Annotated in this window: 23 protein-coding genes; 5 read left to right on the top strand and 18 right to left on the bottom strand. The window is 30.8% G+C overall.

Annotated elements, in window-relative coordinates; translation table 11 throughout:
* Window positions 1-86 precede the first annotated feature (86 nt).
* Together B3M86_RS01930 and B3M86_RS01925 are read right to left on the bottom strand one after the other, a co-directional pair.
* Complete coding sequence (locus tag B3M86_RS01930) at window positions 87-1,082, bottom strand: aspartate-semialdehyde dehydrogenase (protein WP_038336152.1); 996 nt, start codon at window positions 1,080-1,082, stop codon at window positions 87-89.
* Between the two features lie 257 nt (window positions 1,083-1,339).
* Complete coding sequence (locus B3M86_RS01925) at window positions 1,340-1,750, bottom strand: BrxA/BrxB family bacilliredoxin (RefSeq protein WP_038336154.1); 411 nt, start codon at window positions 1,748-1,750, stop codon at window positions 1,340-1,342.
* Window positions 1,751-1,862: 112 nt separating this feature from the next.
* Between B3M86_RS01925 and rnpA the strand changes: the two genes are divergently transcribed.
* Entirely contained in the window at window positions 1,863-2,243 is a 381-nt protein-coding gene (rnpA, locus tag B3M86_RS01920) for a ribonuclease P protein component (RefSeq protein WP_125350577.1), read from the top strand.
* Between the two features lie 44 nt (window positions 2,244-2,287).
* Here rnpA and B3M86_RS01915 read toward each other — a convergent pair whose 3' ends face one another.
* The 13 genes from B3M86_RS01915 to B3M86_RS01855 form a co-directional block, all read right to left on the bottom strand.
* Window positions 2,288-2,488, bottom strand: a complete 201-nt coding sequence (locus B3M86_RS01915) for a hypothetical protein (RefSeq protein ID WP_125350576.1) — start codon at window positions 2,486-2,488, stop codon at window positions 2,288-2,290.
* Between the two features lie 14 nt (window positions 2,489-2,502).
* A complete protein-coding gene (locus B3M86_RS01910; RefSeq protein WP_125350575.1) occupies window positions 2,503-3,117 on the bottom strand; it encodes a MarC family protein in 615 nt (204 codons plus the stop codon).
* 84 nt (window positions 3,118-3,201) lie between these two features.
* The gene (locus tag B3M86_RS01905) at window positions 3,202-3,954 is read right to left on the bottom strand and encodes a LytR/AlgR family response regulator transcription factor (RefSeq protein ID WP_219034073.1); all 753 of its coding nucleotides are present in this window, start codon (window positions 3,952-3,954) and stop codon (window positions 3,202-3,204) included.
* Window positions 3,955-3,962: 8 nt separating this feature from the next.
* On the bottom strand, window positions 3,963-4,685 hold the full coding sequence (locus B3M86_RS01900; protein ID WP_260509601.1) for a CPBP family intramembrane glutamic endopeptidase: 723 nt from the start codon (window positions 4,683-4,685) through the stop codon (window positions 3,963-3,965).
* Window positions 4,686-6,218 carry a histidine kinase gene (locus B3M86_RS01895; protein ID WP_180905517.1) on the bottom strand — a complete coding sequence of 511 codons (1,533 nt, stop codon included), beginning with the start codon at window positions 6,216-6,218 and terminating at the stop codon, window positions 4,686-4,688.
* A 66-nt stretch (window positions 6,219-6,284) separates the two neighbouring features.
* Window positions 6,285-6,911, bottom strand: a complete 627-nt coding sequence (locus B3M86_RS01890) for a hypothetical protein (protein WP_286495653.1) — start codon at window positions 6,909-6,911, stop codon at window positions 6,285-6,287.
* Between the two features lie 165 nt (window positions 6,912-7,076).
* Entirely contained in the window at window positions 7,077-8,870 is a 1,794-nt protein-coding gene (locus B3M86_RS01885; protein WP_291047418.1) for a BatD family protein, read from the bottom strand.
* A complete protein-coding gene (locus tag B3M86_RS01880; protein ID WP_114998633.1) occupies window positions 8,870-9,733 on the bottom strand; it encodes a tetratricopeptide repeat protein in 864 nt (287 codons plus the stop codon). Before B3M86_RS01880 ends, B3M86_RS01885 begins: the two co-directional genes overlap by 1 nt.
* Window positions 9,734-9,750: 17 nt before the next feature.
* On the bottom strand, window positions 9,751-10,761 hold the full coding sequence (locus B3M86_RS01875) for a vWA domain-containing protein (RefSeq protein ID WP_125350569.1): 1,011 nt from the start codon (window positions 10,759-10,761) through the stop codon (window positions 9,751-9,753).
* Window positions 10,761-11,777 carry a vWA domain-containing protein gene (locus tag B3M86_RS01870; protein ID WP_291047415.1) on the bottom strand — a complete coding sequence of 339 codons (1,017 nt, stop codon included), beginning with the start codon at window positions 11,775-11,777 and terminating at the stop codon, window positions 10,761-10,763. Before B3M86_RS01870 ends, B3M86_RS01875 begins: the two co-directional genes overlap by 1 nt.
* Before the next feature lie 2 nt (window positions 11,778-11,779).
* The gene (locus B3M86_RS01865) at window positions 11,780-12,745 is read right to left on the bottom strand and encodes a BatD family protein (protein WP_291047413.1); all 966 of its coding nucleotides are present in this window, start codon (window positions 12,743-12,745) and stop codon (window positions 11,780-11,782) included.
* Entirely contained in the window at window positions 12,745-13,617 is an 873-nt protein-coding gene (locus B3M86_RS01860) for a DUF58 domain-containing protein (RefSeq protein ID WP_125350567.1), read from the bottom strand. The genes B3M86_RS01865 and B3M86_RS01860 overlap by 1 nt, the downstream gene beginning before the upstream one ends.
* A 25-nt stretch (window positions 13,618-13,642) precedes the next feature.
* A complete protein-coding gene (locus B3M86_RS01855) occupies window positions 13,643-14,644 on the bottom strand; it encodes an AAA family ATPase (RefSeq protein ID WP_407932366.1) in 1,002 nt (333 codons plus the stop codon).
* Window positions 14,645-14,905: 261 nt separating this feature from the next.
* On the opposite strand from B3M86_RS01855, the gene B3M86_RS01850 reads away from it, so the two are divergent.
* The gene (locus B3M86_RS01850; RefSeq protein WP_038336180.1) at window positions 14,906-15,511 is read left to right on the top strand and encodes a hypothetical protein; all 606 of its coding nucleotides are present in this window, start codon (window positions 14,906-14,908) and stop codon (window positions 15,509-15,511) included.
* A gap of 225 nt (window positions 15,512-15,736) precedes the next feature.
* Window positions 15,737-16,177, top strand: coding sequence for a hypothetical protein (locus B3M86_RS01845; RefSeq protein ID WP_291076659.1), 441 nt, complete (start codon window positions 15,737-15,739; stop codon window positions 16,175-16,177).
* A 222-nt stretch (window positions 16,178-16,399) separates the two neighbouring features.
* On the opposite strand, the gene B3M86_RS01840 is transcribed toward B3M86_RS01845, so the two are convergent.
* From B3M86_RS01840 to B3M86_RS01830, 3 genes are all read right to left on the bottom strand, one after another.
* The gene (locus B3M86_RS01840; protein WP_291047407.1) at window positions 16,400-18,145 is read right to left on the bottom strand and encodes a hypothetical protein; all 1,746 of its coding nucleotides are present in this window, start codon (window positions 18,143-18,145) and stop codon (window positions 16,400-16,402) included.
* A 12-nt stretch (window positions 18,146-18,157) separates the two neighbouring features.
* The gene (locus B3M86_RS01835; RefSeq protein WP_291047405.1) at window positions 18,158-19,309 is read right to left on the bottom strand and encodes an ATP-binding cassette domain-containing protein; all 1,152 of its coding nucleotides are present in this window, start codon (window positions 19,307-19,309) and stop codon (window positions 18,158-18,160) included.
* A 562-nt stretch (window positions 19,310-19,871) separates the two neighbouring features.
* On the bottom strand, window positions 19,872-21,062 hold the full coding sequence (locus tag B3M86_RS01830) for a phosphoglycerate kinase (RefSeq protein WP_291047403.1): 1,191 nt from the start codon (window positions 21,060-21,062) through the stop codon (window positions 19,872-19,874).
* A gap of 542 nt (window positions 21,063-21,604) precedes the next feature.
* Here B3M86_RS01830 and rpiB point away from each other — a divergent pair.
* Entirely contained in the window at window positions 21,605-22,045 is a 441-nt protein-coding gene (rpiB, locus tag B3M86_RS01825; protein WP_291047401.1) for a ribose 5-phosphate isomerase B, read from the top strand.
* 233 nt (window positions 22,046-22,278) lie between these two features.
* Window positions 22,279-23,283, top strand: coding sequence for an aspartate--ammonia ligase (asnA, locus tag B3M86_RS01820; protein ID WP_038336194.1), 1,005 nt, complete (start codon window positions 22,279-22,281; stop codon window positions 23,281-23,283).
* Window positions 23,284-23,415 lie beyond the last annotated feature (132 nt).

The raw sequence follows: 23,415 nt of genomic DNA, 5'->3' as shown, positions 1-23,415 counted from the left end.
TATTTGTTAAAGTTCTGAAAACTTATTCATTAAACATAAAAAAGTCGCTACAAGAGCGACTTTATATAAGTTTTTAATTGAAAATATTATCCAACTAAATTGTGTTTTACTAGATATTCTGCAATTTGAACCGCATTTGTAGCTGCTCCTTTGCGTAAATTATCCGCAACAATCCAACAATTTAATGCATTTGGTTGAGATAAATCACGACGAATACGACCTACAAAAACATCGTCTTTCCCTTCTGAATAGAAAGCCATTGGATAAGTATTTGTGTCTGGATTATCTTGTACTGTTACACCTTCCTGTTCTGCTAATAATTTGCGAACTTCGGCTAAATCAAAATCATTCTCAAATTCAATATTCACCGACTCCGAATGTCCTCCTTGCACAGGAACACGAACCGCAGTAGCTGTAATATTCATTTCATCCACACGCATAATTTTACGAGGCTCACGAGTCAATTTCAATTCTTCTTTTGTATAACCTGTTTCTTCATCAAACACATCACAATGAGGCAATGCATTTTTGAAAATTTGGTATGGATAAACTTTCGCTACATCACGTCCTTCAATTTCTCCATTCAATTGCTCCACAGCATCTTTACCTGTTCCCGTAACTGATTGATAAGTAGAAACAACTACACGTTTAATTCCGTATTTTTTGTGTAAAGGATTAAGAACCATTACCAATTGAATCGTTGAACAGTTAGGATTTGCGATAATTTTATCATTTGTTGTTAAAATATCTGCATTGATTTCTGGTACAATCAACGGACGATCTGGATCCATTCTCCAAGCCGATGAATTGTCAATTACAGTTGTTCCGACTTCTGCAAACTTAGGCGCCCACTGTTTGGAAGTTTCTCCACCTGCTGAAAAGATTGCGATATCAGCTCGCATTTCTACAGCATCCTGCATTGATACAATTTTGTATTCTTTTCCTTTGTATTCAATAGTTTTTCCTATTGATCTTTCTGATGCTACTGGTATAATTTCAGTGATTGGAAAATTTCTTTCTTCCAAAACTTGGAGCATAACTCTGCCGACCATTCCGGTAGCGCCTACGACTGCTATTCTCATTTGTTTATTAAATAATATATTAAAAAATTTCGAATTGCTAATTTACAGATTATTTTGATACATTTTTCTCTATTTCATAGGTTTAGCAATCAATTTGATATGATATATTTTATGTTATGATGTTAATTCAGGTTTTTAAACTTTTCCTCGAATTAAAATTTATAAAACTCTTTTTTATAAGAATTTTGAACACAAAAAAAGTGGAACAAATTGCTCCACTTTTTAAAATATTTTTGAAATAACCTTCAAATTTAGTCTTAAGCAAACTCGTTGTAAGCTGCTTTTAAATTTTCTGCGATAGCTGCTGCAGAGTGTCCTTCGATGTGGTGACGCTCTAACATATGTACTAATTCACCATCTTTGAATAAAGCAACAGCTGGAGAACTTGGAGGAAATGGAGCAAAAAACTCACGTGCTTTTGCTACAGCATCTTTATCAAATCCTGCGAAAACTGTTGTTAAATGTGTAGGAACTTTATCATTATCTAATGACATTACAACTCCTGGTCTTGCAGCACCTGCAGCACAACCACAAACACTATTTACCATTACCAAAGTTGTTCCTTCTTGTTTGATTGCTGCTTCTACTTGTTCTGGAGTAGTTAAATCTTCAAAACCATTAGAAGTCAACTGAGCCTTCATCGGCATTACTATTTCTGCTGGATACATATTGTTCTTTTTTTGTTTTAAATAAAAATAAATTATTTTCAAAGTTACATAATTCTAAAACTTTTTAGAATACTTACTTTTGCAGTTACAAATTTACGTAGAATTTAGCAATATGAAATTGACTTTTGGTAAGAATGAGAAACTTAAAAGCAGAAAAGCATTCGATGAATTGTTTTCTGATGGAAAAACATTTGTTTCTCATCCGATTAGATTTGTCTACAAAATCAAACCGAAAGCGGATTACAATATAAGAGTAGGAGTAAGTGTTGGAAAGAAAAAATTCAAACACGCGGTTGATCGAAATTTATTGAAACGTCGTGCTAAAGAAGCTTACAGATTGAATAAATTGTTACTTGAACCTAATGAAAATTATTCGGTTGATTTGGTGATGATTTATACTTCTACAAAACATCAACCTTTTGAGGTGATAGAACAATCTGTCAAAACTTTATTAGAAAAATTAAACGAAGCGATACAAACAAAAAAAGATTAATCCTAGGATTAATCTTTTTCATTTATTATAAGTTGTAAAACTGTTTATTTCTTAAGATTTGCTTGCAATCTGAAAAAACTAAAGTATACAGATACTAAAATTAATCCACAAACTGATGCTCCAATTCCTAAAACGCTACGAAAGTTTTCTTCAGCCATAAAACCAGCTTTATAATCCATCTCATATAGGTTGTAACCTAAACCTATCAACAAAACGATTGTCGCGATATAAATATATGTTTTCATTAGATAATGAATTTTTAAATTTTAATTTCATTCATAAACAATGCACCGATATTTGACGTAAATAATTTGATTGCGATTGACAATAAAATTACTCCAAATACTTTTTTCAGTACCGATAAAACGCCAGGTCCCATCCATTTTTCGAGTTTTCCTGCGAATTTCAGCACCAAATATACGATTAACATATTTAATATAATCGCTATCACAATGTTAATATCTGCAAACTGCGAACGAAGCGAAAGTACAGTTGTCAACGATCCCGCACCCGCAACTAACGGAAACGCAATAGGAACGATGGATGCAGAGTTAGATTCGACTCCTTTCTGGATCTCAATTCCTAAAATCATTTCAATAGCGATGATAAAAATCACAAATGCACCAGCCACAGCAAATGACTGAACATCAACACCAACTAATTTCAAAATTTTTGTTCCGAAAAACAAAAACGAAATCATCATAATTCCTGCTGCAATCGAGGCTTTTTCGGACTGAATATGTCCAACTTTGCTCCGAATTCCTACAATAATTGGAATACTTCCTAAAATATCGATAACTGCAAAAAGTACGGCGAAAGTTGTTCCGATTTGATTGAAAGAGAATTTCTGAAAAAATGATATTATATTTTCCATTCGTATTTAGTTATAATTAATTGGTTGATGCAAAAATAGAAGTTTTTATGAACAATTTTTCATAAAAAAGCAATAAATCAATTCTTAATCCAACCAATTCTTAAAATCTGCCACTTTTTCGCGACTCACAATCATATCTTGTTCATTGTAAGTATTCAAAATTATTTTTAATCTTGAATTAGAATACATTGTAATTTCTTTAATCGAATCGATTTGGATGATTTGACTACGATTAATTCTAAAAAACTTTTTCGGGTCGATTTGTTCTTCCACTTTATCCAACGAAAAATCTACCAAATAATTTCGGTTTTCTTTTGTATGAATATACGTTGCTTTGTTTTCGCTAAAAAAACATTCGATATTATCGATTTCTATAATTTTGATTGATGTTCCTATTTTAATCGAAAAACGTTCTTTAAATTTTTCTGTTTGATTATTCGAAAAAAGACTTTTCAATTCATTTAGATTGAAACTTGAAGATGCTTGCTGAAATTGTCTTTCAAATTTTTCAATAGCAAACTTCAATTCCTCTTCATCAACAGGTTTCAACAAATAATCAACCGAGTTTAGTTTAAACGCTTTCAATACATATTCGTCATAAGCAGTCGTAAAAATAATCGCAGACGAAACATCTACTTGATTAAAAATCTCAAATGATAACCCATCTGATAACTGAATATCCAGAAAAATTAAATCAGGATTTGGATTCGTTTTCAACCACGCTACACTTTCTTCTACAGAGTGCAACATTTCGTGTATTTGATAACCCAATTTTTCTACACGTCGCTTTAATAAACGCGCTGCAGGCTTTTCATCTTCTATAATTAGTATTTTCATAGTTTTTTTTAAGTTAATTCACGAATCGGTTTTCTTTCAAAAATTTTGTTCCAAACAAATAATAAAGCAAGTATAATGACAAAAATGATCAATGTTGCAAGATTTGTCTTAGCCATTAAAGCGTGAATTGTAGCTGGAACGATAATCGATTTTGTTCGAATTGTTGAAAAAGTTAATACAAAAGAAAAAACAATGCACAATAACATAAAAATTCCAAAACCTCCAAACTGATCGAAATCTTTAAAAATAAATAAGTGCCAAACTGCCCAAAATATTCCCGTTATAATGCTTTTTATTATCCAAAATATATTGCCTAAAGCATCATTCAAATAACCTCGCCACGTATATTCTTCCATAATATCATAAAGCAACGTAACAGAAATAAAAATCGCTGCCCACAAATGTTTATTAATTCCGTAATCGTTATTTATCCCATAAATTGAATAACCAACGAGTAATATAAATGGAAAAATCAATGTTTTGAAACCTTCTTTTCCTAGAAGAGAGACTTCTTTTTTAACTTTAGAGAATTTATAGAAAAGTAAACTAATTAGAAAAATAATCAACCCATGATTCATATTCCAAGGCAGTTGAAAATCGACTAAACCTCCAAAAATCAATTGTAAAAAATTAGGACATTTACGAATCAGAAAAGTTCCGATTAATATCAATCCATAAAAAATAATTATTCTAACCCAATTTGTTTGCTTTATTTGATTTATAAAATTCATTTATTGCCACTTTTTATTTTGCTCTTTTTCCAAGATTTCTTTGGCTTTATTCTCTTCCCAACCAGAACCATACGCAAAAACTTTTACAGCATTTAGTGCAACGCCCAATCCCCAACCTAAAACTGGCCAATAAAACCACCAATGTCCATTATTTGTAACTAAATTCAGAATAAAAAAGAATAAACTCATTACAACATAAGTTCCTAAATGCGCATAAAACTTTTTCAATTCTTTTGCACGCTCTATTGCACGTAAATAAGCTTGTTGTTCGTCAAAATTTTGTGTATTCATAGTTGTATTTTTTTGTGTTAATATGGGAAGTTCTACACGAAATAGTTGTTCATTTTTTTCGATGTTCACTTCTCGGTTAGAAATTAATTGATAACGATTAATAATATTTTTCAGCCCAATTCCTGTCGAATCTTTAATGGTTTCTTTTGGTTGGAAAGAATTTTCAATTATCAAATAATTATCTTTTTTATAAATTTTAATTTTCAAAGGTTTTTGATCAGATACAATATTGTGTTTGATTGTATTTTCTAATAAAATCTGCAAAGAAAGTGGCACAATAAATTCGGTTTCAGAGAAAGTTATTTGTTCAATTTCGAAATCGATGCTATTTTCAAATCTTAATTTTAGAAGGTTGACATAGGTTTTTGCAAAATTTATTTCTTCTTGAATCGACACAACTTCTTTGTCTTTTTGTTCTAAAACATATCGATAAATCTTAGAAAGCGATGTTGTAAAATCTATCGCATTATCTGGATTTTCTTCAATCAAACCAGTTAAAACATTCAAACTATTGAATAAAAAATGTGGGTCTAATTGACTTTTTAAGGTTTCGAATTGTGCAGTTGCTGTTTCTGCTTTTGTTGATTCGATAACAATTTTACGTTCTAATTTATTTTTCTTTCGATCGATAATAAAGAATAAAAACAAAAAGAAAACCGTGATAACTGCAACTAAAAGATAATTGATCGATTGATCGTAAAAAATATATTTCTGCAAAAGGAGATTCGCAAACTCCACGAATACATAATACAATACCAACGTATAAATAATAGAACGTAAAAAATACTTTCTTAAAACTTTTTCTGGTTTAGGCGAATCTGGTACATCTATTCTATATTCATTAAAAATGCTTGTATTCACAAAAGATGCTGCAACACTGAACGAAAAATATCCGATAAAATATTTGATAGCTTCTGGATGAAAAAATTGATTGAATGATACATTTGGAGATGTAAAAAATATCACGCTATAAATCAAAACATTGATTACAAATAGAATCAAAATATTACGAACAATTAACTTTTTGTCAGAAACAATAATTCCTTCTAAGAATTTTAAAAAGACCAACCCTAAAGCAACAAATTTTAGAAAGTTTCCTGTTAACAAGCCTACTTCTACACCTAAATCAAAATTTGAATTATTTTGAAAATTAATTGTACTAAAATCAAATACATATACTAAAATTGCAAATGAAAATACAAATGAAAATAATCTCAAATATCCTTTATAATACTTATCCATATCAAGCAATCAAATTAATTAACCAAAAAATAATTTCGTGAATAAATTGTGCAACTAAAGCTATCATTATAGTACGTTTTTACATTCGTTATTCAACAAGGCTTCGGCACGATTTTTTCCCCATATCGGTTCATTATTTTTTGGCTTTTCAGCATTAAATAAAGCTAAAGATTTTTTTACATTTTTACAATCTTGTGTAATATCCATTCCTCTATATTTTGCAGCATTGATATTAAACTCAGCCAAACCTAAAACAGAACGCGGATTAGTTGGATTTAACATCAACGATTTTTGATAGATTTGTACTACTTCTGGATAATAAATTGCTCCATTTTGCATTGGATTCTGCACAATTTCTGCTGTTAAATACAAGGCTTTCAAATTGAGAATTTCTACATTTAATGGATTATTTCTGACTAAATCATCGATTTGAGTTTTTACATTCAAAAGAATTTTTTCATTTTTAGTAATATCTTTTGATTCGAACGTTTTCAAAACTTCAGAAAAAGTCAAGTAATATTTTGGTAACCATTCATTTGGATAATCATTTATTAATTGCTTAAAATTAGCTTCAGAAGAATGATTTCCTTTGTTCCATTCCGTTAAAGTTTTATTCATATCTGATTCAAAATTCTTTTGTGCAAAAGTTGATACAGTGAATAAAATTGCGATTGTTAAGAAAATTGTTTTCATCATTTGTGTTTTTTTATTTGTTGAGTCAAAGTTCTTACAAACACTTTTCGTTTGAAATTATATGTTACCGAATTGTCAATTTTTGAGGATGAGTTGTAAGAGCAAAAATAAAAGGGACAACTCAAAACTGAGATTGTCCCTTTTACTATCTAAAAAACTTGAAATTTATTTTCGTAATAATTCTTCGGAAATATTTTGCGTAGCTTCGAAAACTTCTTCTAAATTTTGATGCAAACCACCAAAGGCATATTTAGCTTGTCGTGCGTTGTTCAGCAACAATTTCCATTGTTCTACGGCTAATTCACTCACACCATTTTCAATCAATTTATTTGCAATCACCTCGTCAGAAAAATGAGCTAAATCTGTATTCGTTTTTAATAGCGCGGCATTACACAAAATATTTTCTTGTAATTGATAAAAATCTTTTTGGTCTTCAACGTTTATTTTTTGCTTCAATTCATCTAATTCAGCAGAAATTTGACTCGAATTTATCGTTGGTTTTTCAACCAAAGTAAACTTTTGGGTTTCTGTTTTTGGTTGGTATGATTCAAAATTATTTTGCTCGTTAAGAGGTTTTATTTTTGGTTCAATTTTTTGTTTTTGTGTCGGGTTATTTTTCTTTCTCATCAAAAATAAACTTCCAGCACTCAATGCAATTACACCACCAGTTAACCACAACCAACCGCTTTTTCCTTCTTTCACATCGTTCGTCATTTCTTCTATTTTATCAGAAATTGTCGAATCTGGTGAATTAGAAGCCACAGCCGTTGCAGAAGAAGTTTTAGAACCTGAAACAGACAAATTAATCGAATCTGATTTCAAGGTTACATATTTCTCTTTAACAGGATCGAAATAACAAAATTCTACAGGCGAAATCGTATATTCTCCTCCAAAATTTGGGACAAGAACTGTTTGCTCAGCAACTTTTCCTTTCATTCCTGTATCATAGGTTTTATATGCATCGCGTTTTTTCGGTGCGAATTTTTCTAAATTTTTTGGCGTCGTAATTTCAGGTAAATTAATCGTATTAAAGTTTCCTGTTCCAATAATTTCAACATCAAAATTTACACTTTCATTGGTTGCAACTTCTTTTTTATCAACCGAAGCGTTCATTTTAAATTGACCAACTGCACCGCTAAAATTCTTTGGCTTTCCTTCTTCTGGAAGTGCTTTTGCATTAATCACAACTGGATTACTACGCACTTCTACAGGCTCCGCTCCATACGTTGTTGGCAACACCACATCTACCGAAAACGGATCGATTTCTATCTTTCCTGGTTTTTGAGGAAAAACATAATAACGTGCAATTTCTTCGGAGAAATATTGTTTTCCTCCAACAATTTCTTGCTTGATATTTTCGGGAGAGCTTTTTACAATTTTTGGGCTTAATCCGTCTAAATTTCCTTGACGAAAGTTTTGTTTACGATTAAGATAAGATAAATCTTTTACGTATAATTTTACTGATAAACCAACTTGTTCGTTCACATAAGGATTCGTTTTCGAAACTTTACTTTGTAGAAAAACAGGCTGCGAAGTATTACTTCTAAAATTGTTGTGCGTCAACCCCGTTCCTTTCACTACAACATCGACAGGTTTCGATGTATAGGTTTTTCCATTAATCACAATTTTAGCAGCTCCAATTCGATATTTACCTTCTTTTTCAGCAACAAAAGCAAGGATAATTCCTTCTTCTATCACTCCTTTTCCATTCACATAAGAAACATTTTGCGAGCGTTGTTCACCTACAATTTGTAATCCATTATGTGGAGGATATTTCATTGGTTGATCAATCGAATAACTATCTGTATTAGATTCGATAAAAAAGCCCACGCTAAATGCTTCTCCTAAACTGACCTGTGTTTTATCTGCATCAGATTTAAAAGAAATTTGTTGTGCTAACGCTGTGATAGACGTTAAGGCAAACACTAAAAAGCTATTTAAAACGCTTGTCGTTGTCATTACCAATCCTTAGATGTTGTTGTTCGTTGTTTTTCTGCTTTTTGTTGAATAATTTTTCGTTGGGTTTTGGCTTCCTGATTTTGCAATGCTTTTAGCAAACCGTCTCCCAAATTATTCTTTGCATTATCTTGTTCTTTTCCGTCTCCATTATTTCCTTGTTTGATTTCTGGAGATTGATTATTTCCTTGTCCTTTATTGTTTCCATTTTCACCACCAGCTTTCGGGTTTCCTCCTTGATTTTGCTGTTTCTGCTGATCAGATTGTTGTTGTTGAGATTGATTCTGATTCTGATTTTGCTTTTGGTTATTTTGGTTTTGTTGATTCTGTTTATTTTGCTGCTGTTGTTGTTTTTGCTGATTATTTTGATCTTGTTTGTTTTGATCTTTATTATCCTTATTATTTTGATCTTTTTGTTTCTCACGTTCTTTTTCTAACATTTTTTTTGCTAATGCATAGTTGTAACGTGTTGCATCATCTTTTGGATCATTTCGTAAGGCTTGTTTGTAATTATCAACAGCATTTTGATAATCTTTTTCCTGCATAAAAGCATTTCCTAAATTGTGATAAGCCAAATGTTTATCATTATTCGTTTTAGATACTTCAGCAGAACGTTTGTAATGCGCTATACTTTCTTTGTAACGTTTTTGTTGAAATAAAGCATTTCCTAAATTGTAATTTGCTTTGACAGAAGTTGGATCTTCCATGGTAGCTTTCTTGTAGGCAACTTCTGCATTATCAAATTTTCCTTTTTGATAATACTCGTTTCCTTCAATAATGTAGCTTTTCGCTTTCGATTGACTATAACCAAAAACGGATAAAAGCATTATTCCTAAAAATCCTATTTGTTTTAAAAAGTACATCATTTTACCATACAAACTTACTATTTCTTTTTGTTAAAAATCTTATATTCAGATGTTAATAATTCCACAAAAAGTAAACAAACCGCAACCGCTAAAAACCACTGATAAATATGATTCATATCTCTTGTTGTAGAGTTAGCAATTTCGTTTTTATCTAATCGGGCTTTATACATTGATAATGCGGATAATGCATCTTGCGTATTATCCAAATGAATGTAAGTTCCGTTTGTATCTTGTGCCAATTTGCGAAGATTTTTATCTTCTAATTTTGTAATAACTATAGAACCTGTTTCGTCCTTTTTATAGTCTTCGGCGTAGCCATTGTAATACATCGGAATTGGAGCTCCTTTATCTGTTCCAACACCAACTGATACAATATGAATTCCGTTATCTTTTGCTATTTTAGAAGCTTGATTAACTGTATTTTCGTTGTCTTCTCCATCCGAAATTAGTACAATTAATTTACTTGTATTCGCCGATCCTTTGAATGTTTTTGCAGCTTCCTGAATCGCATTTAAGTAATTTGTCCCTTGGCTCGAAATTAACTCAGTATTAACATTTTGCAAATAACTTTCGATTGCAGCATAATCATTTGTCAATGGAGAAATCGTGTAAGCATTCGCTGCAAACGCAACCAAAGAAGCTCTATCTCCTCCTAATTGATGTAATGTTTCTGTAATTAATTTTGTTGCTTTTTCTAATCGCGAAGGAGCAACATCTTGTGCATTCATCGAACTTGATAAATCTAACAAGAAAACCATATCAATTCCTTCGCGCTTTACTTGCACATCTCGTTCACCATAAAGTGGATCCATCAATGCAATTACCATTAAAAATAAAGCCACACAAAATGCAATGATTTTGAAACCATAACGCTTTGAAGAAGTGATTGGAAAAACAAATGGAAACAGTTCTTTATCTGCAAATGTTTTCTTTACACGTTCGCGCCATTGAAATACTGTTATCGATAGAAAAATAACGACAAACAATAAAATCATCAACCAAATATTATGTAATTCTCCCCACTGCATTAGATTAATTCTTTAAAAACGGTTCTTCGTAAAATGGCTTCTAATACCAAAATAATGAATGCAGGCAATAAGAATCGTGCAAACAATTCGGTATAATTATAATATTTGACTTCGTTAATCTCTGTTTTTTCAAGTTTATCAATTTCGTTATAAATGTTTTTCAAACTTTCATTGTTTGTTGCACGGAAATATAAACCTCCAGTTTTATCTGCAACTTCTTCTAACAGTTTTTCGTCAATTTGTACAGGACGCATCTCAAAAACGTAATCACCTAACATATCGTAACCAACAGGCATAGGCGCCATTCCGTTTGTTCCAATACCAATTGTATATACTTTTATCCCTTTCTCTGCTGCAATATCAGCGGCTTGTCTCGGTGAAACATACATCAAATCTCCAGAAGGATTTACACTTTCAACACCATCTGTAATCAAAATAACTACTTTAGATTTTGCTTTACTATTTTTAAGATGATTAACAGCTGTTGCCAAACCAACTCCAATTGCTGTTCCATCAGCTAAACTACCAGAATGTAACATTTCGATTTCTTGTATCAAAACATCACGATCTGTTGTTAATGGAACACGTGTCAAAGCTTCTCCAGAATATTCGACCAAACCAACTCTGTCCGTTTTTCTTCCAAGTGAAAAGTCTTTTGCAACTTCTTTTAACGCTGTTAAACGATCTGGTTTCAAATCGCGCGCTAACATACTCAATGACGTATCTACAGTCAATAAAATATCAACTCCTTCGTCCGATTTTACTTTTGTCGTAACATCTACATAACGTGGACGAGCTAAAGCAACAATGCACAAAACCATTGCGATAATTCGCATCAAAAATAAAAGTGGTTTGTACGTCGCTAACGAACTTTTTGCACCTCCAAATGCTTTGAGCGAAGGTAATTTTAAGGATGCTTTTTTCTGGCTCGTTTTGCGAATTTCTCTGAAAATAAAGAAAGGCAAAGCAAGCAATAAGAGTAAGATCCAAGGATTTTGAAACTCAAAATTTAGCATTCCTAATTGTTATTAAACTGTTTATATTTTTCTCCCGTCACTTGATCTTTTTTCAAATCTTCGTTCTCCGGAATTTCTAATGGTTTTACACGATCTACAAATTCATCTACCCAATTTCGGTGCGAAATATTTGTTGGTTCATCAAATTCTTGTTTTGCGAATTTTACCAAATCAGCATCGAACAAAAATTGTTTAAATTTCTGCACATCTTCTGGTAAAACATCTGGTTTTGTCGCAACATATTTTACCAAATCATCCGACAAAATTTCTAATGCCGAAAAGTTATAAATACGTCCTAAATATCGTCTTACAATAAATGATAATTGCGTGTAATATTCTTTTTGTTCACCACGTTTCAAATATTTCTTAGCATCCAAGGCTTTCAGACTTGCTTTCGCTTCGTCATAAGGCGTTTTGTACGAATCTTTGCCAGATAATTTCGATTTTGCGCGAACATATAATACAACCAAAACAATTCCGATAATAAATAAAATCAACGCAATAATGCCGTACAACCAATATTTATTCCAATAATCTCCAATAGAATATTCTTCTTCCATTACAGGTTTTATCGGGAAAATTGCATTTTTCGTTGTATCAACTGCAATATCTTGAATATCAATTTCAAGTTGTTTTGTTGTTAAATCTTTTCCATTTTTCTGAATGATAAATGACGGAATATTAAATTTACCTGCATCATATCCAGTCAATTCTAAATGTTGAACAATTTCAGATTTTCCATCCGTTTTTACAGTGTCAATTTTTTGACCTAAAACTTCGATGTGATGATTAATTGAATCTGAAATCGTAGGAAAAACAACTTTATCTCCTTCTTTGTAATCAATTTTCACTTCATATTGGATTGGCTCGCCAATTTTGATTGTCGTGCGATCTAATTTTGGCGTAATTTCTTGCGCAAACGAAAATTGAAGGATAAAAAAACTTACTAAAAGCAATAAATTCTTCATTAGGCTTTATGACTTTTAAAGTAGTTTAACAATGGGCGAACATAATCTTCGTCGGTACGAATACTGATTGCGCCTGAATGATTTTTTTTGAAAATAGATTGATAACGTTGATCTAAATCGCGATAATATTGCGCATATTGTTGACGCAATTTCTTCGATGAAGTATCAATCAAGCGGATTTCACCTGTTTCGTTATCTTGCACATGAACCAAACCTACATCTGGAAAAGATTGTTCTTTTTCATCATAAACTCTAATTCCAGTCACATCATGTTTTTTTGCCACGATTCGCAATGCTTTTTCATAATCAGACGAATCAATAAAATCTGAAAGAATAAAAACATTTGATTTTCGGCGAACCAAATTCATAAATGTTTCCAAAGTCTCTGCTAAATCAGTTTTCTTACTTTTTGGCTCATACGAAACAATTTCTCTCACCAAACGCAACACATGTTGTTTTCCTTTTTTGGGTGGAATAAATTTCTCCACTTGATCCGAATATAATATCAAACCAACTTTATCATTATAGGTAATTGCCGAAAAAGCCAATGTAGCGCTCAATTCAGCAATCGTTTCCATTTTAATTTGTTTTCGTGTTCCAAAGTTTTCAGAATTCGAAACATCAACCAATAAAAACATGGTTAATTCTCGTTCTTCTTCAAAAACTTTTACATAAGGTTCGCTATATCGAGCCGTTTTATTCCAATCGATATTACGAACGTCATCACCGTATTGATAAGGACGAATTTCACTAAAAATCATACCTCTTCCTTTGAATGAACTGTGATATTCACCCATAAAAAGGTTGCTCGCTTTACGCTTGCTTTTTAGCTCAATACGTTTTACACGTTTGATGATTTCTTTTGCATCCAAAGTTTAAATGATTTTGAATAGTGGTTTAAGGAACTGGAACAACATTAAGAATATTGTCTATAATTTCTTCTGGCGTAACATTTTCTGCTTCTGCTTCGTAGCTAATTCCGATACGGTGACGCAACACATCTTTTGCCATTGCACGTACATCGTCTGGAATAACATAAGCGCGTTTGCGTAAAAATGCATACACTTTTGAAGCTTGTGCCAAATTGATCGATCCACGAGGCGAAGAACCAAACGAAATCATTGGAACCAATTTTTCTAATCCAACTTTTTCTGGAAAACGAGTCGCGAAAATAATATCCAAAATATATTTTTCAATTTTTTCGTCCATATAAACTTGTTTCACCATTTCGCGCGCATCCAACAATTCTTGAATAGAGATTACTTTCTCAATTTTTGGAAAAGATTGATTAATCGAATTTCTTAAAATCAAACGTTCTGCTTCAAATTCTGGATAAGTAATGACCGTTTTCAACATAAAACGGTCAACTTGTGCTTCTGGCAAAGGATAAGTTCCTTCTTGTTCCACCGGATTTTGAGTCGCCAAAACCAAGAAAGGTTTTTGTAACAGATACGTTTCGTCACCAATTGTTACTTGACGCTCTTGCATTGCTTCTAACAAGGCAGATTGTACTTTTGCAGGCGAACGGTTAATCTCATCAGCTAAAACAAAATTGGCGAATATTGGTCCTTTTTTGATTCTAAAATCGTTTTCTTTTACATTATAAATAAGTGTCCCCACAACATCGGCAGGTAACAAATCTGGTGTAAATTGTATACGAGAAAAAGATCCATCAACAGCATCAGATAATGTTTTAATAGCTAATGTTTTTGCTAATCCAGGAACACCTTCTAATAAAACGTGTCCATTTCCAAGTAATCCGATTAATAGACTTTCAATCATTTTTTCTTGTCCAATAATCGCTTTATTTATTTCCGATGTCAACCTTGCAATGCTTTCGCTTTTTGCTTCTATTTGTTGGTTTAGTTGTTGTATATCCAAAATTTCGTTGAAATTAATGTTTATATTATTGATTCAAATTTCCTCTAAAATTAACAAATACAATTGATTTAGAAATTAAAACTTTCATACAATATTGTTAAACTTTGTTAAGACAAAAGTAGTGTACCAAACGTTTTGATTATTATTTTCAGTAAAATTTTTCCAAGACTTACAAACTATTTATAAACAATAAACGTTTCTAAATAATATTTCTTTAAATGATTATACAATAACTATTTAAAGAATATTTATATTTTGCTGAAATTTATTAAAACTATTATGAAAAACTATTTATTATTAATCATTATTGTACTCGGTTCAAACATTTATGCTCAAAAAGAGAAAGTAAAATCTGGTACTGTCGATTTCTTAAAAGGACAATCTAAAATGAAAGTTATTTTTGACTATTCAAATCTAAAAATTAATGCAGATAGCATTACAGAAGCAGAATATGTTCAAAAAAAGATTGTTGATCTAAATGGCAAAAATGCTGGAAATGGAGATATTTGGAATGATAAATGGACTGGTGCAAAAGAGTCTATCTGGGAACCAAAATTTATGGAGTTATTAACTAAATATGGTGCAAAATCTACTGGAATTTCATTCTCTGAAAACGCTACAGATGCTCCTTACACAATGATTGTTAAAGTTGATTGGATTTATCCAGGTTGGGATGCATTTGTAATGAAACAAGCTGCAAAAGTATCTACAACTATTACTATTGTTGATTCTAATAATTTTGAAGATAAAAAATTTGTTGTCAATTATAAAGAAGCTCCAGGAACTCAATTCGGTAATAATTATAGTGATGAATCGAGAATTGGAGAAGGGTTTGCAAAAACTGCTAAAACTTTTTCTAAAATGTTAGAGAAAAAAATAAAATAATCTTTCAAAAAAAATACATCAAAATCCATTCTTTATCGAATGGATTTTTTTATTCAATAAATTTGACAACTTTGTTAAAAAATTTAATAAATCCTTGATTTCACCGATACTTAACACTCGTTTACCTCAATATTTTTGACGTCTTTTTTTTGTGTTGCAACTTTGTTTCAAGAAAAATGAAAAGAAAATAATTCTAACATTTAGTTGTAAACAAAAACATAGATTATGAAAAAAGCATTTTTATTAGCAAGTATAATGATGGTTATGGCAGTTTCTGCTCAACAAAGACCACAACAAGGTGAACGATCTGGAAATAGAAAAGAGCAAAGAGAACGCCCATCTGTAGATCAACAATTAAAAAAATTTGATCAATATAATTTGAGTTCTACTCAAAAGAAAAAAGTAAAATCGTTGTTAGAAAGTAGAGATTCTGACATGAAAAAAGAATTTGCGAACAGAGACAAAAATTCTACTCAAAAAGGAAAAAGAGGTTCTCGACCAGAAAAAGGTACAAACGATTTTGATATTAAATTAGAGAAAATTTTAGACAAAAATCAGTTCAATCAATACAAACAAGATCGTGAAAAACGTATGAAATCTGATAAATTTAGTATGCACAAAAAACGTGATGCAAAAGGAAATAGACATTCTTCTAAATGTGCATAAAATCATAAAAAATAGGGTTAACCTACAAATTTTGATGGTTAACCTCTATTAATTTAAATTTTGAAAGAATATTTTAAAATTTGTATGAGTTTTAAAATTATTATTGAATAGCACAATGTGTTATTTTATTTCATAAGTAAGTTTTTTTAAAGTAGTTTTTAAAATTCATTTTCATTCAATTATCAAGTGAAAAGCGAGCCGATTTAGCTCGCTTTTCTTTTTTTATTCTTCTGGCATTGCTTGCCATTTTTTATAAAGATTAATGATGAAATAAAAACTTATTAAATATAAAATTGGATTGATGTAAAGAAAAATTTCTGCAAATTCTTGTAACAGCAATAATTCTTTATTTGTTTGTCTAAACTCATAAATATTCATATGTTTATTTGCTTCATATAACATTTCTTCACGCAAATCTGTGTAAAAACTAAGCATCACAATTCCAATAAAAATATTGGTCGCAACAAACCAATTAAGATTAACACCTGTCAAAACTTTATATTTTTTGGAACGTAAGCCAATTAGTGTAGTCACTATAAATGCAATGTAAAAAACAAATAAAATAATATAAGGTGTGAATTGTGTATAACCAATACTTGCATCGATAGAAATTCCGAAAACGCTTCCTAAAATTGCCAAAATTCCTGCGCCAATCAATGAAATTAACCAAACTTTGAACGAACTAAATCTGAATGTAATAATAAGAACGGTAATAACTAAAGCGATTAGTAAATAGTACTGAATATGTTCTAACCAAGTGGAACTATATTTCGAAAACTCAATATTTTCATACACTTTGTTTAAACTATCTTGGTGGATATAATCATTCAGTTTTTTATCTACAGTTTGATAAGGATCAATATAATTCAATTTATGATCAATGAAATAATACGGATATTGAGGCAAATAATCAATCCACTTTTTATGTTTGAACTGATACCCAATTTCTTGCTTTTTTAATAAATCGGTATAATTATTCAATAAATTTTCAATTACTTTTCGATCATTTTTTTGCAACAAAGCAATCCATTGTCCATCATAAAATTGATGATTTAAAGTAGAATCTTTCGGATTGTTAAAAGCCAAAACACTATAATTATACAAACTTGCTAAGTTGTAATAAACATCTGGTTTTCCACCAGAATTTAATGTTACTGCAGCAGAATCGACAACAGCATAAGTTGAATCTACAGCTACTGTAGTAGGATAGTCCATTTCTTCTTGAAATGAATCTGTAGATGAATTATTCTTTTTAAGAGGTTGATACGTTTGATTAAAATTAATTTTAGAATAACTAAATCGATCCGGAAAATAATCTCTTAATAAGGTTTCAAATTCAGGATTTCTGAAATACGGATCCAAAAAAGCATCATATGAGTATGTTGGATTTTTTCTTAAATATTCTCTCTTATTTTTTTCATATAATTCTCTTGTTTCTTTTTCCGAAACCAACGAATCAAAAGCTGGAACAGGCAAATTTCTCGAATAATTATCGTACCCAAAATTTGGTTGCAACGTAAAACCTTGCGCTCTATTGATAATATCGATATCTTTCAAATATTGCTCTTCAGTTATATAATTTGAAACACGAAATTTAAGACCAGTTTTGAACGAATTTGGTACATAAAACATCAAAAATATAATGAAGAAAACGGCCAAAAATTCTTTGAATAAATAATTTCTTGAGGTTGGATAATTTGATTTGAAACGATTATTTTTTATATAGAAATACAACCAAATAACGCCGATAATGTCACCAATTAATAGGTAATAAATTGCAATTCCTGAGTTGAAAAACACTTCATAAAGTCCAGTTACTTGCAGTTGAGATTTTTTAGTAAAAAACAAAAAACCATTGATAAATGCAATCAAGTTGAAAACTAAAACCGTCAACAAAATCCAAATAAATTTCAGATTCCAAATCAATGGATATTTGGTAATTAAAGTTTGATTTATTTTTTTGAACATAGTTGGTTGGTTTTAATTGACAAAAAAGCGACGACTTGATTTCGAAATATCTCGAATATATTTTACTTTCAATAATGATTTTCCGATTTCAGACAAAATCATATTCATTGAAATTTCATCATCAAAATATGCGATATATGATCCTCCATTGAATTTTATCTGTTTAATTTCGATGTTAGATAAAGCTGTTAATAACTCTTCTTTGGTATTTTCAACATCAATTTCAACAATCGTAAAATCACCTTCCAAATCATTTGTATCTCCTTGTATTTTAAGCTTTCCTTGCTCTAAAAAGAGAACTTCTGTCGATACTTTTTCAACTTCGTACAATTGTTGAGAACTCAAAATAACACCAAAAGGATTTCGGATTGATTGTGATAAAAATTTCAAATCTTCAAGAATAATTTGTTGTGCCAAAATATCTAAATTAGCCAAAGGCTCATCTAACAACAATACTTTTGGACGACGCAATAACGTTCGCGCGAGCTCGAATCGCATTTTATAACCAGACGACAATTGTCGCCATTGCAAATCCTTGTAAGGCCAAAGCCCCAAACGCGCCAACATAACATTCGCTAATAACCTATTTTCTTCGTTGTAAATATCATAACATGTCAAGGTAAATTGCAGATTTTCCATCAACGTACCATATAAAACTTCGATTCGTTGCGGCACATAAACTAATTTTGTTTTCAGCTCAAAACTAAACGGTTTTGCTTTAGAAAAATGATAAATTATTTCGCCAGAAGTTGGTTTCAATTCACCACAAATTAAACGTAATAAAGTCGTTTTTCCATTTCCATTCTCTCCAACTAATCCAACAACTTCTCGTGATTTCAAATCAAAAGTAATGGGATGGAGTTTAAAATTTCGACGATGATAAGCTTTTTCAACATTGTTGGTTGATATCAATGTTTCTTCTTTCTGAAAGGGAGGAGGAGAAGCTTGTTTTAACTTTTCCACCAATTGTAAAGCCTGCGTTATTTTATTTTCGTTCGTAGAATTTTCGGTGTAATAAAGATCCGAATAGGAGATAATCTCTTTGTAAAAAGATTTCTCACCCAAATCCAACACGCAATCAATTAATCGGCGATAGCCCAAATCAAGATCATTGTGCTGCAAATGATTTTCTACTTCGTTTAGTCGTTGGTTAAATTCATTCATAGATTGATTATTAAATCATTACGAATATAACAATCCTTTTCTATAAATAAAATGGCTAATTGTAGGGAGATTTCAGTTTCAACAATTTTTGATAAACTTTCTTAATTACTTTTTAATTCATTATTTATCAAGTTTTTATAATTAACAATTTTAACTTTATTAAATCAATTTAGTTCTAAAATCATCATTATTCACAAGTTTTAATAAAGTCTATTCATAACTTTTTAATTCATTTATATTTAATAGTTTACTATTAACAATTTGAGTAATTAATCAAGCTATAAACATTCTTTTTATAACTCAGTTGAAAAGTAGTTAATTTATTAAATAACAAGTGATTACTATTAACAATTTTAGAATCATTGAGATTCCTCCTAACGTTGGAATGGCAGAAAATTTGATGCTAAAAAAAAATGTCATTCTGAACGAAACGACAGCAAAGTGAAGAACCTAATCATTAAGATGAGAAGTTGAAATAAATTCAGCTTAACAATTAAGACAAAAAAAGTCGAGCAAATGCTCGACTTAATTTTTTACTATTTTAAGTATTTTTTTCCTTTTCTTATTTTAAAATCGCAGCAACTCCTGGTAATTCTTTACCTTCCAACGATTCTAACATTGCGCCACCTCCTGTAGAAACGTAGCTTACTTTGTCGTCGTAACCAAATTGTTTTACGAAAGCAACAGAATCTCCACCACCAACAAGCGAGAAAGCGCCGTTTGCCGTAGCTTCAGCAATTGCATTACCTAAAGCAATAGTTCCTTTTGCAAAATTTGACATTTCAAAAACACCTAAAGGACCATTCCAAAGAATTGTTTTCGAATTGTTAATTACATCTGCAAAAACTTTTGACGATTCTTCACCAACATCCATTCCCATCCATCCATCAGGAATTTGATCCGAAGGAACTGTTTGTGTATTTGCATCATTACTGAAATTATCAGCAATTACATTGTCAACCGGTAAATAAACTTTTACATTATGTTTTTCACATTCAGCCAAAATTTCTTTCGCTAAATCTAATTTATCATCTTCTACCAACGAATTTCCAATTTTTCCTCCATTTGCTTTCACAAATGTATACGTCATTCCACCACCAATAATCAAGTTATCAATAACTGGTAAAATATTGTTGATAATCGTAATTTTAGAAGACACTTTAGCTCCTCCAAGTACCGCTGTTACAGGTTTTTCACCATCATCTAACACTTTGTTAATAGCTGTTAATTCTTGTTCCATTAACAAACCAAAACATTTATTTCCCGGGAAAAATTCAGCAATAATTGCAGTCGAAGCATGTGCGCGGTGTGCTGTTCCGAAAGCGTCATTCACATAAATATCTCCAAATTGAGCCAATGATTTTGCAAAGTCTTTATCTCCAGCTTCTTCCTCATTATGGAAACGAACATTCTCCAATAATAAAACTTGGCCTGGTTTTAGATTACTTACTTTTTGTTTCGCATCATCGCCAATAACATCATTCGCAACGATCACATCAACGCCAAGAATTTCTGAAACTTTTGATGCAATATGTTTTAATGAATATTTATCATTGAATTCGCCTTTAGGACGTCCCAAATGACTCATTAATACAACAGCGCCACCATCTTTCAATATTTTGTCGATCGTTGGTTTTGCAGCTCTAATACGTGTATCATCTGTCACATTTAAATTTTCGTCTTGCGGAACATTGAAGTCAACACGAATCAATGCTTTCTTGTTTTCGAAATTGTAGTCGTTGATTGTTTTCATATTTTGATTTGAAATTTTGAACTACACAAAAGTAATCAAACTTTCATTTTGAGACTTAAAATCATTCAATACAATTTTCAACTATTAACAATTCATAATAATATATATAGTTTAATTAATTTTTAAATTTTAAAAAAAGAAAAAAATGTTACTATTATTAGCACTGTTAATATGTGGATAACTAAAGTGAGATAAATTTTATTTAATAGCAATTAACAAGCTATTATTTGTAATTTTGTTTTGTAATGAAAGAGTTAGATATTCTATCAACAATTTATCATTTTGGTTGATAAACAACTTTTGTTAGCAAGATGTTTTGTGAAAACTATTCATAACGATGTGTAAATCTTTTATGCCAAAATGAAAAGTTTTACTTGACTTGTATTGATTTATTTCTAATTGATTTTTTGAATCAGATTTCCAAATTTTTCTCTCGAAAAGTTATTAGTTTTATTCAATCATCTTTTAACAAGTTGTTACTTTTACTTAACATTTGATTTACAATTATTTAAACAAAAACAACAAAAACACCTGTTAATTAAATGAAAATTGCAATCGGAGCGGACCATGCTGGGTTCGATTATAAGGAAAAATTAGTACCCTTTTTAACAAGTCAAGGATATGAGGTTGAGGATTTTGGAACGTTCTCAACAGCGAGTGTTGATTACCCTGATTTTGCACACCCAACGGCACAAGCTGTAGAAGATGGAAAAGCAGATTTCGGAATTTTGATTTGTGGTAGTGCGCAAGGCGTTACAATGACTGCAAATAAACACCAAGGAATTCGTGCTGCATTATGTTGGATGATGGATATTGCCAAGTTAGCTCGTCAACACAATAATGCAAATGTGTTAACTTTACCTGCACGCTTTATTGCGTATGAATATGCAGAAGAAATTGTGAATACATTTTTAGCAACAGAATTTGAAGGTGGTCGTCACCAAGGACGCGTAGATAAAATTGCTTGTTCATACAACGGATAATTTTATACATCTATTATAAGATATAAAATCGGTCAATTCGTTAGAGTTTACCGATTTTTATTTTAAAAATTAAATTTAAAACTATTATAAAGTTTAAATAGTTAACTATAAACAATATTTTATATTTAAAATTAAATATTTTTAAACCAATTTAAGTCAATAGTATATTTATTGATTTTAGCTGTTCTACTTTTACATCAGTTAAAAAAACAAATCATTTAAAGATTAAAAAGATGAGCAGAGCATTATTACGTAGAGAACAAGCAATCTCTTTTGTAAAAGAAGAATTTTCGAAAGGATTACAAAAAGAATTAAACATTATTCCAGTTTCTGGACCATTGGTAGTTTTGGATGGAACAGGTATTAATGATGATTTGAATAGTATCGAAAGACCTGTAAAATTCCCTATAAAATCTTTGAATGATAAAAATGCGGTAGTTGTACATTCTTTGGCAAAATGGAAACGTATTCGTTTGAAAGAATTAGAAATTGAGCCAGGCGAAGGAATTATAACAGATATGCGCGCTTTGCGTCCAGACGAAGATTATTCGCCAATTCACTCTATTTATGTGGATCAATGGGATTGGGAAAAAGTAATTGTGCCGCAAGATCGCCAATTGGATTATCTTTTTTCGACAGTAAAATCGATTTATGAAGTTATTAAAAAAACGGAGCAAAATGTAGAAGCAAAATATCCACAATTGAAAGCTGTTTTACCAGAACAAATTACATTTATTTCGTCTGAAGATTTATTACAGAAATATCCAACTCTTACGCCGAAAGAAAGAGAAAATGCAATTTGTAAAGAATTTGGAGCTGTTTTTATTTACGGAATTGGAGGAGAATTGAGTAATGGAGAATTACACGATGCACGTGCTGCTGATTATGACGATTGGAGTACAGAAAACAGTGCTGGTTTTAGAGGTCTTAATGGTGATATTTTAGTTTGGAACCCTGTTTTAGAATCTGCTTTCGAGTTATCCTCGATGGGAATTCGTGTAGATAAAGAAGCTTTGACCAAACAATTAGAAATTAGAGATTTTTCGGATCGTAAAAATTTATTATTTCACTCGATGTTGTTAGATGATCAGTTAACAGAATCAATTGGAGGTGGAATTGGACAATCTCGTATGTGTATGTTTATGTTGAAATCTCGACATATTGGCGAAGTACAAGCGAGTATTTGGGACGGAAAAGTAAAAGAAAAATTAAAAGAAGAAAGCATCGAATTATTATAAATGAAAAAGCAGTTTCAAAGTCTTGAAACTGCTATTTTTGTATTTTATATAGAAATTAACAATGTTTATAACTGTTGATAAAGGTTGTTAATTTATTTTAATTCAGTAACTTAATAAGTGTAATAATTGTTG

The sequence above is a fragment of the Empedobacter sp. UBA6305 genome (genome assembly GCF_002440405.1).
Classification (GTDB): domain Bacteria; phylum Bacteroidota; class Bacteroidia; order Flavobacteriales; family Weeksellaceae; genus Empedobacter; species Empedobacter falsenii_B.
The sequence above is the reverse complement of the archived record's forward strand: the minus strand, read 5'-3'. Positions and strand labels throughout refer to the sequence as shown.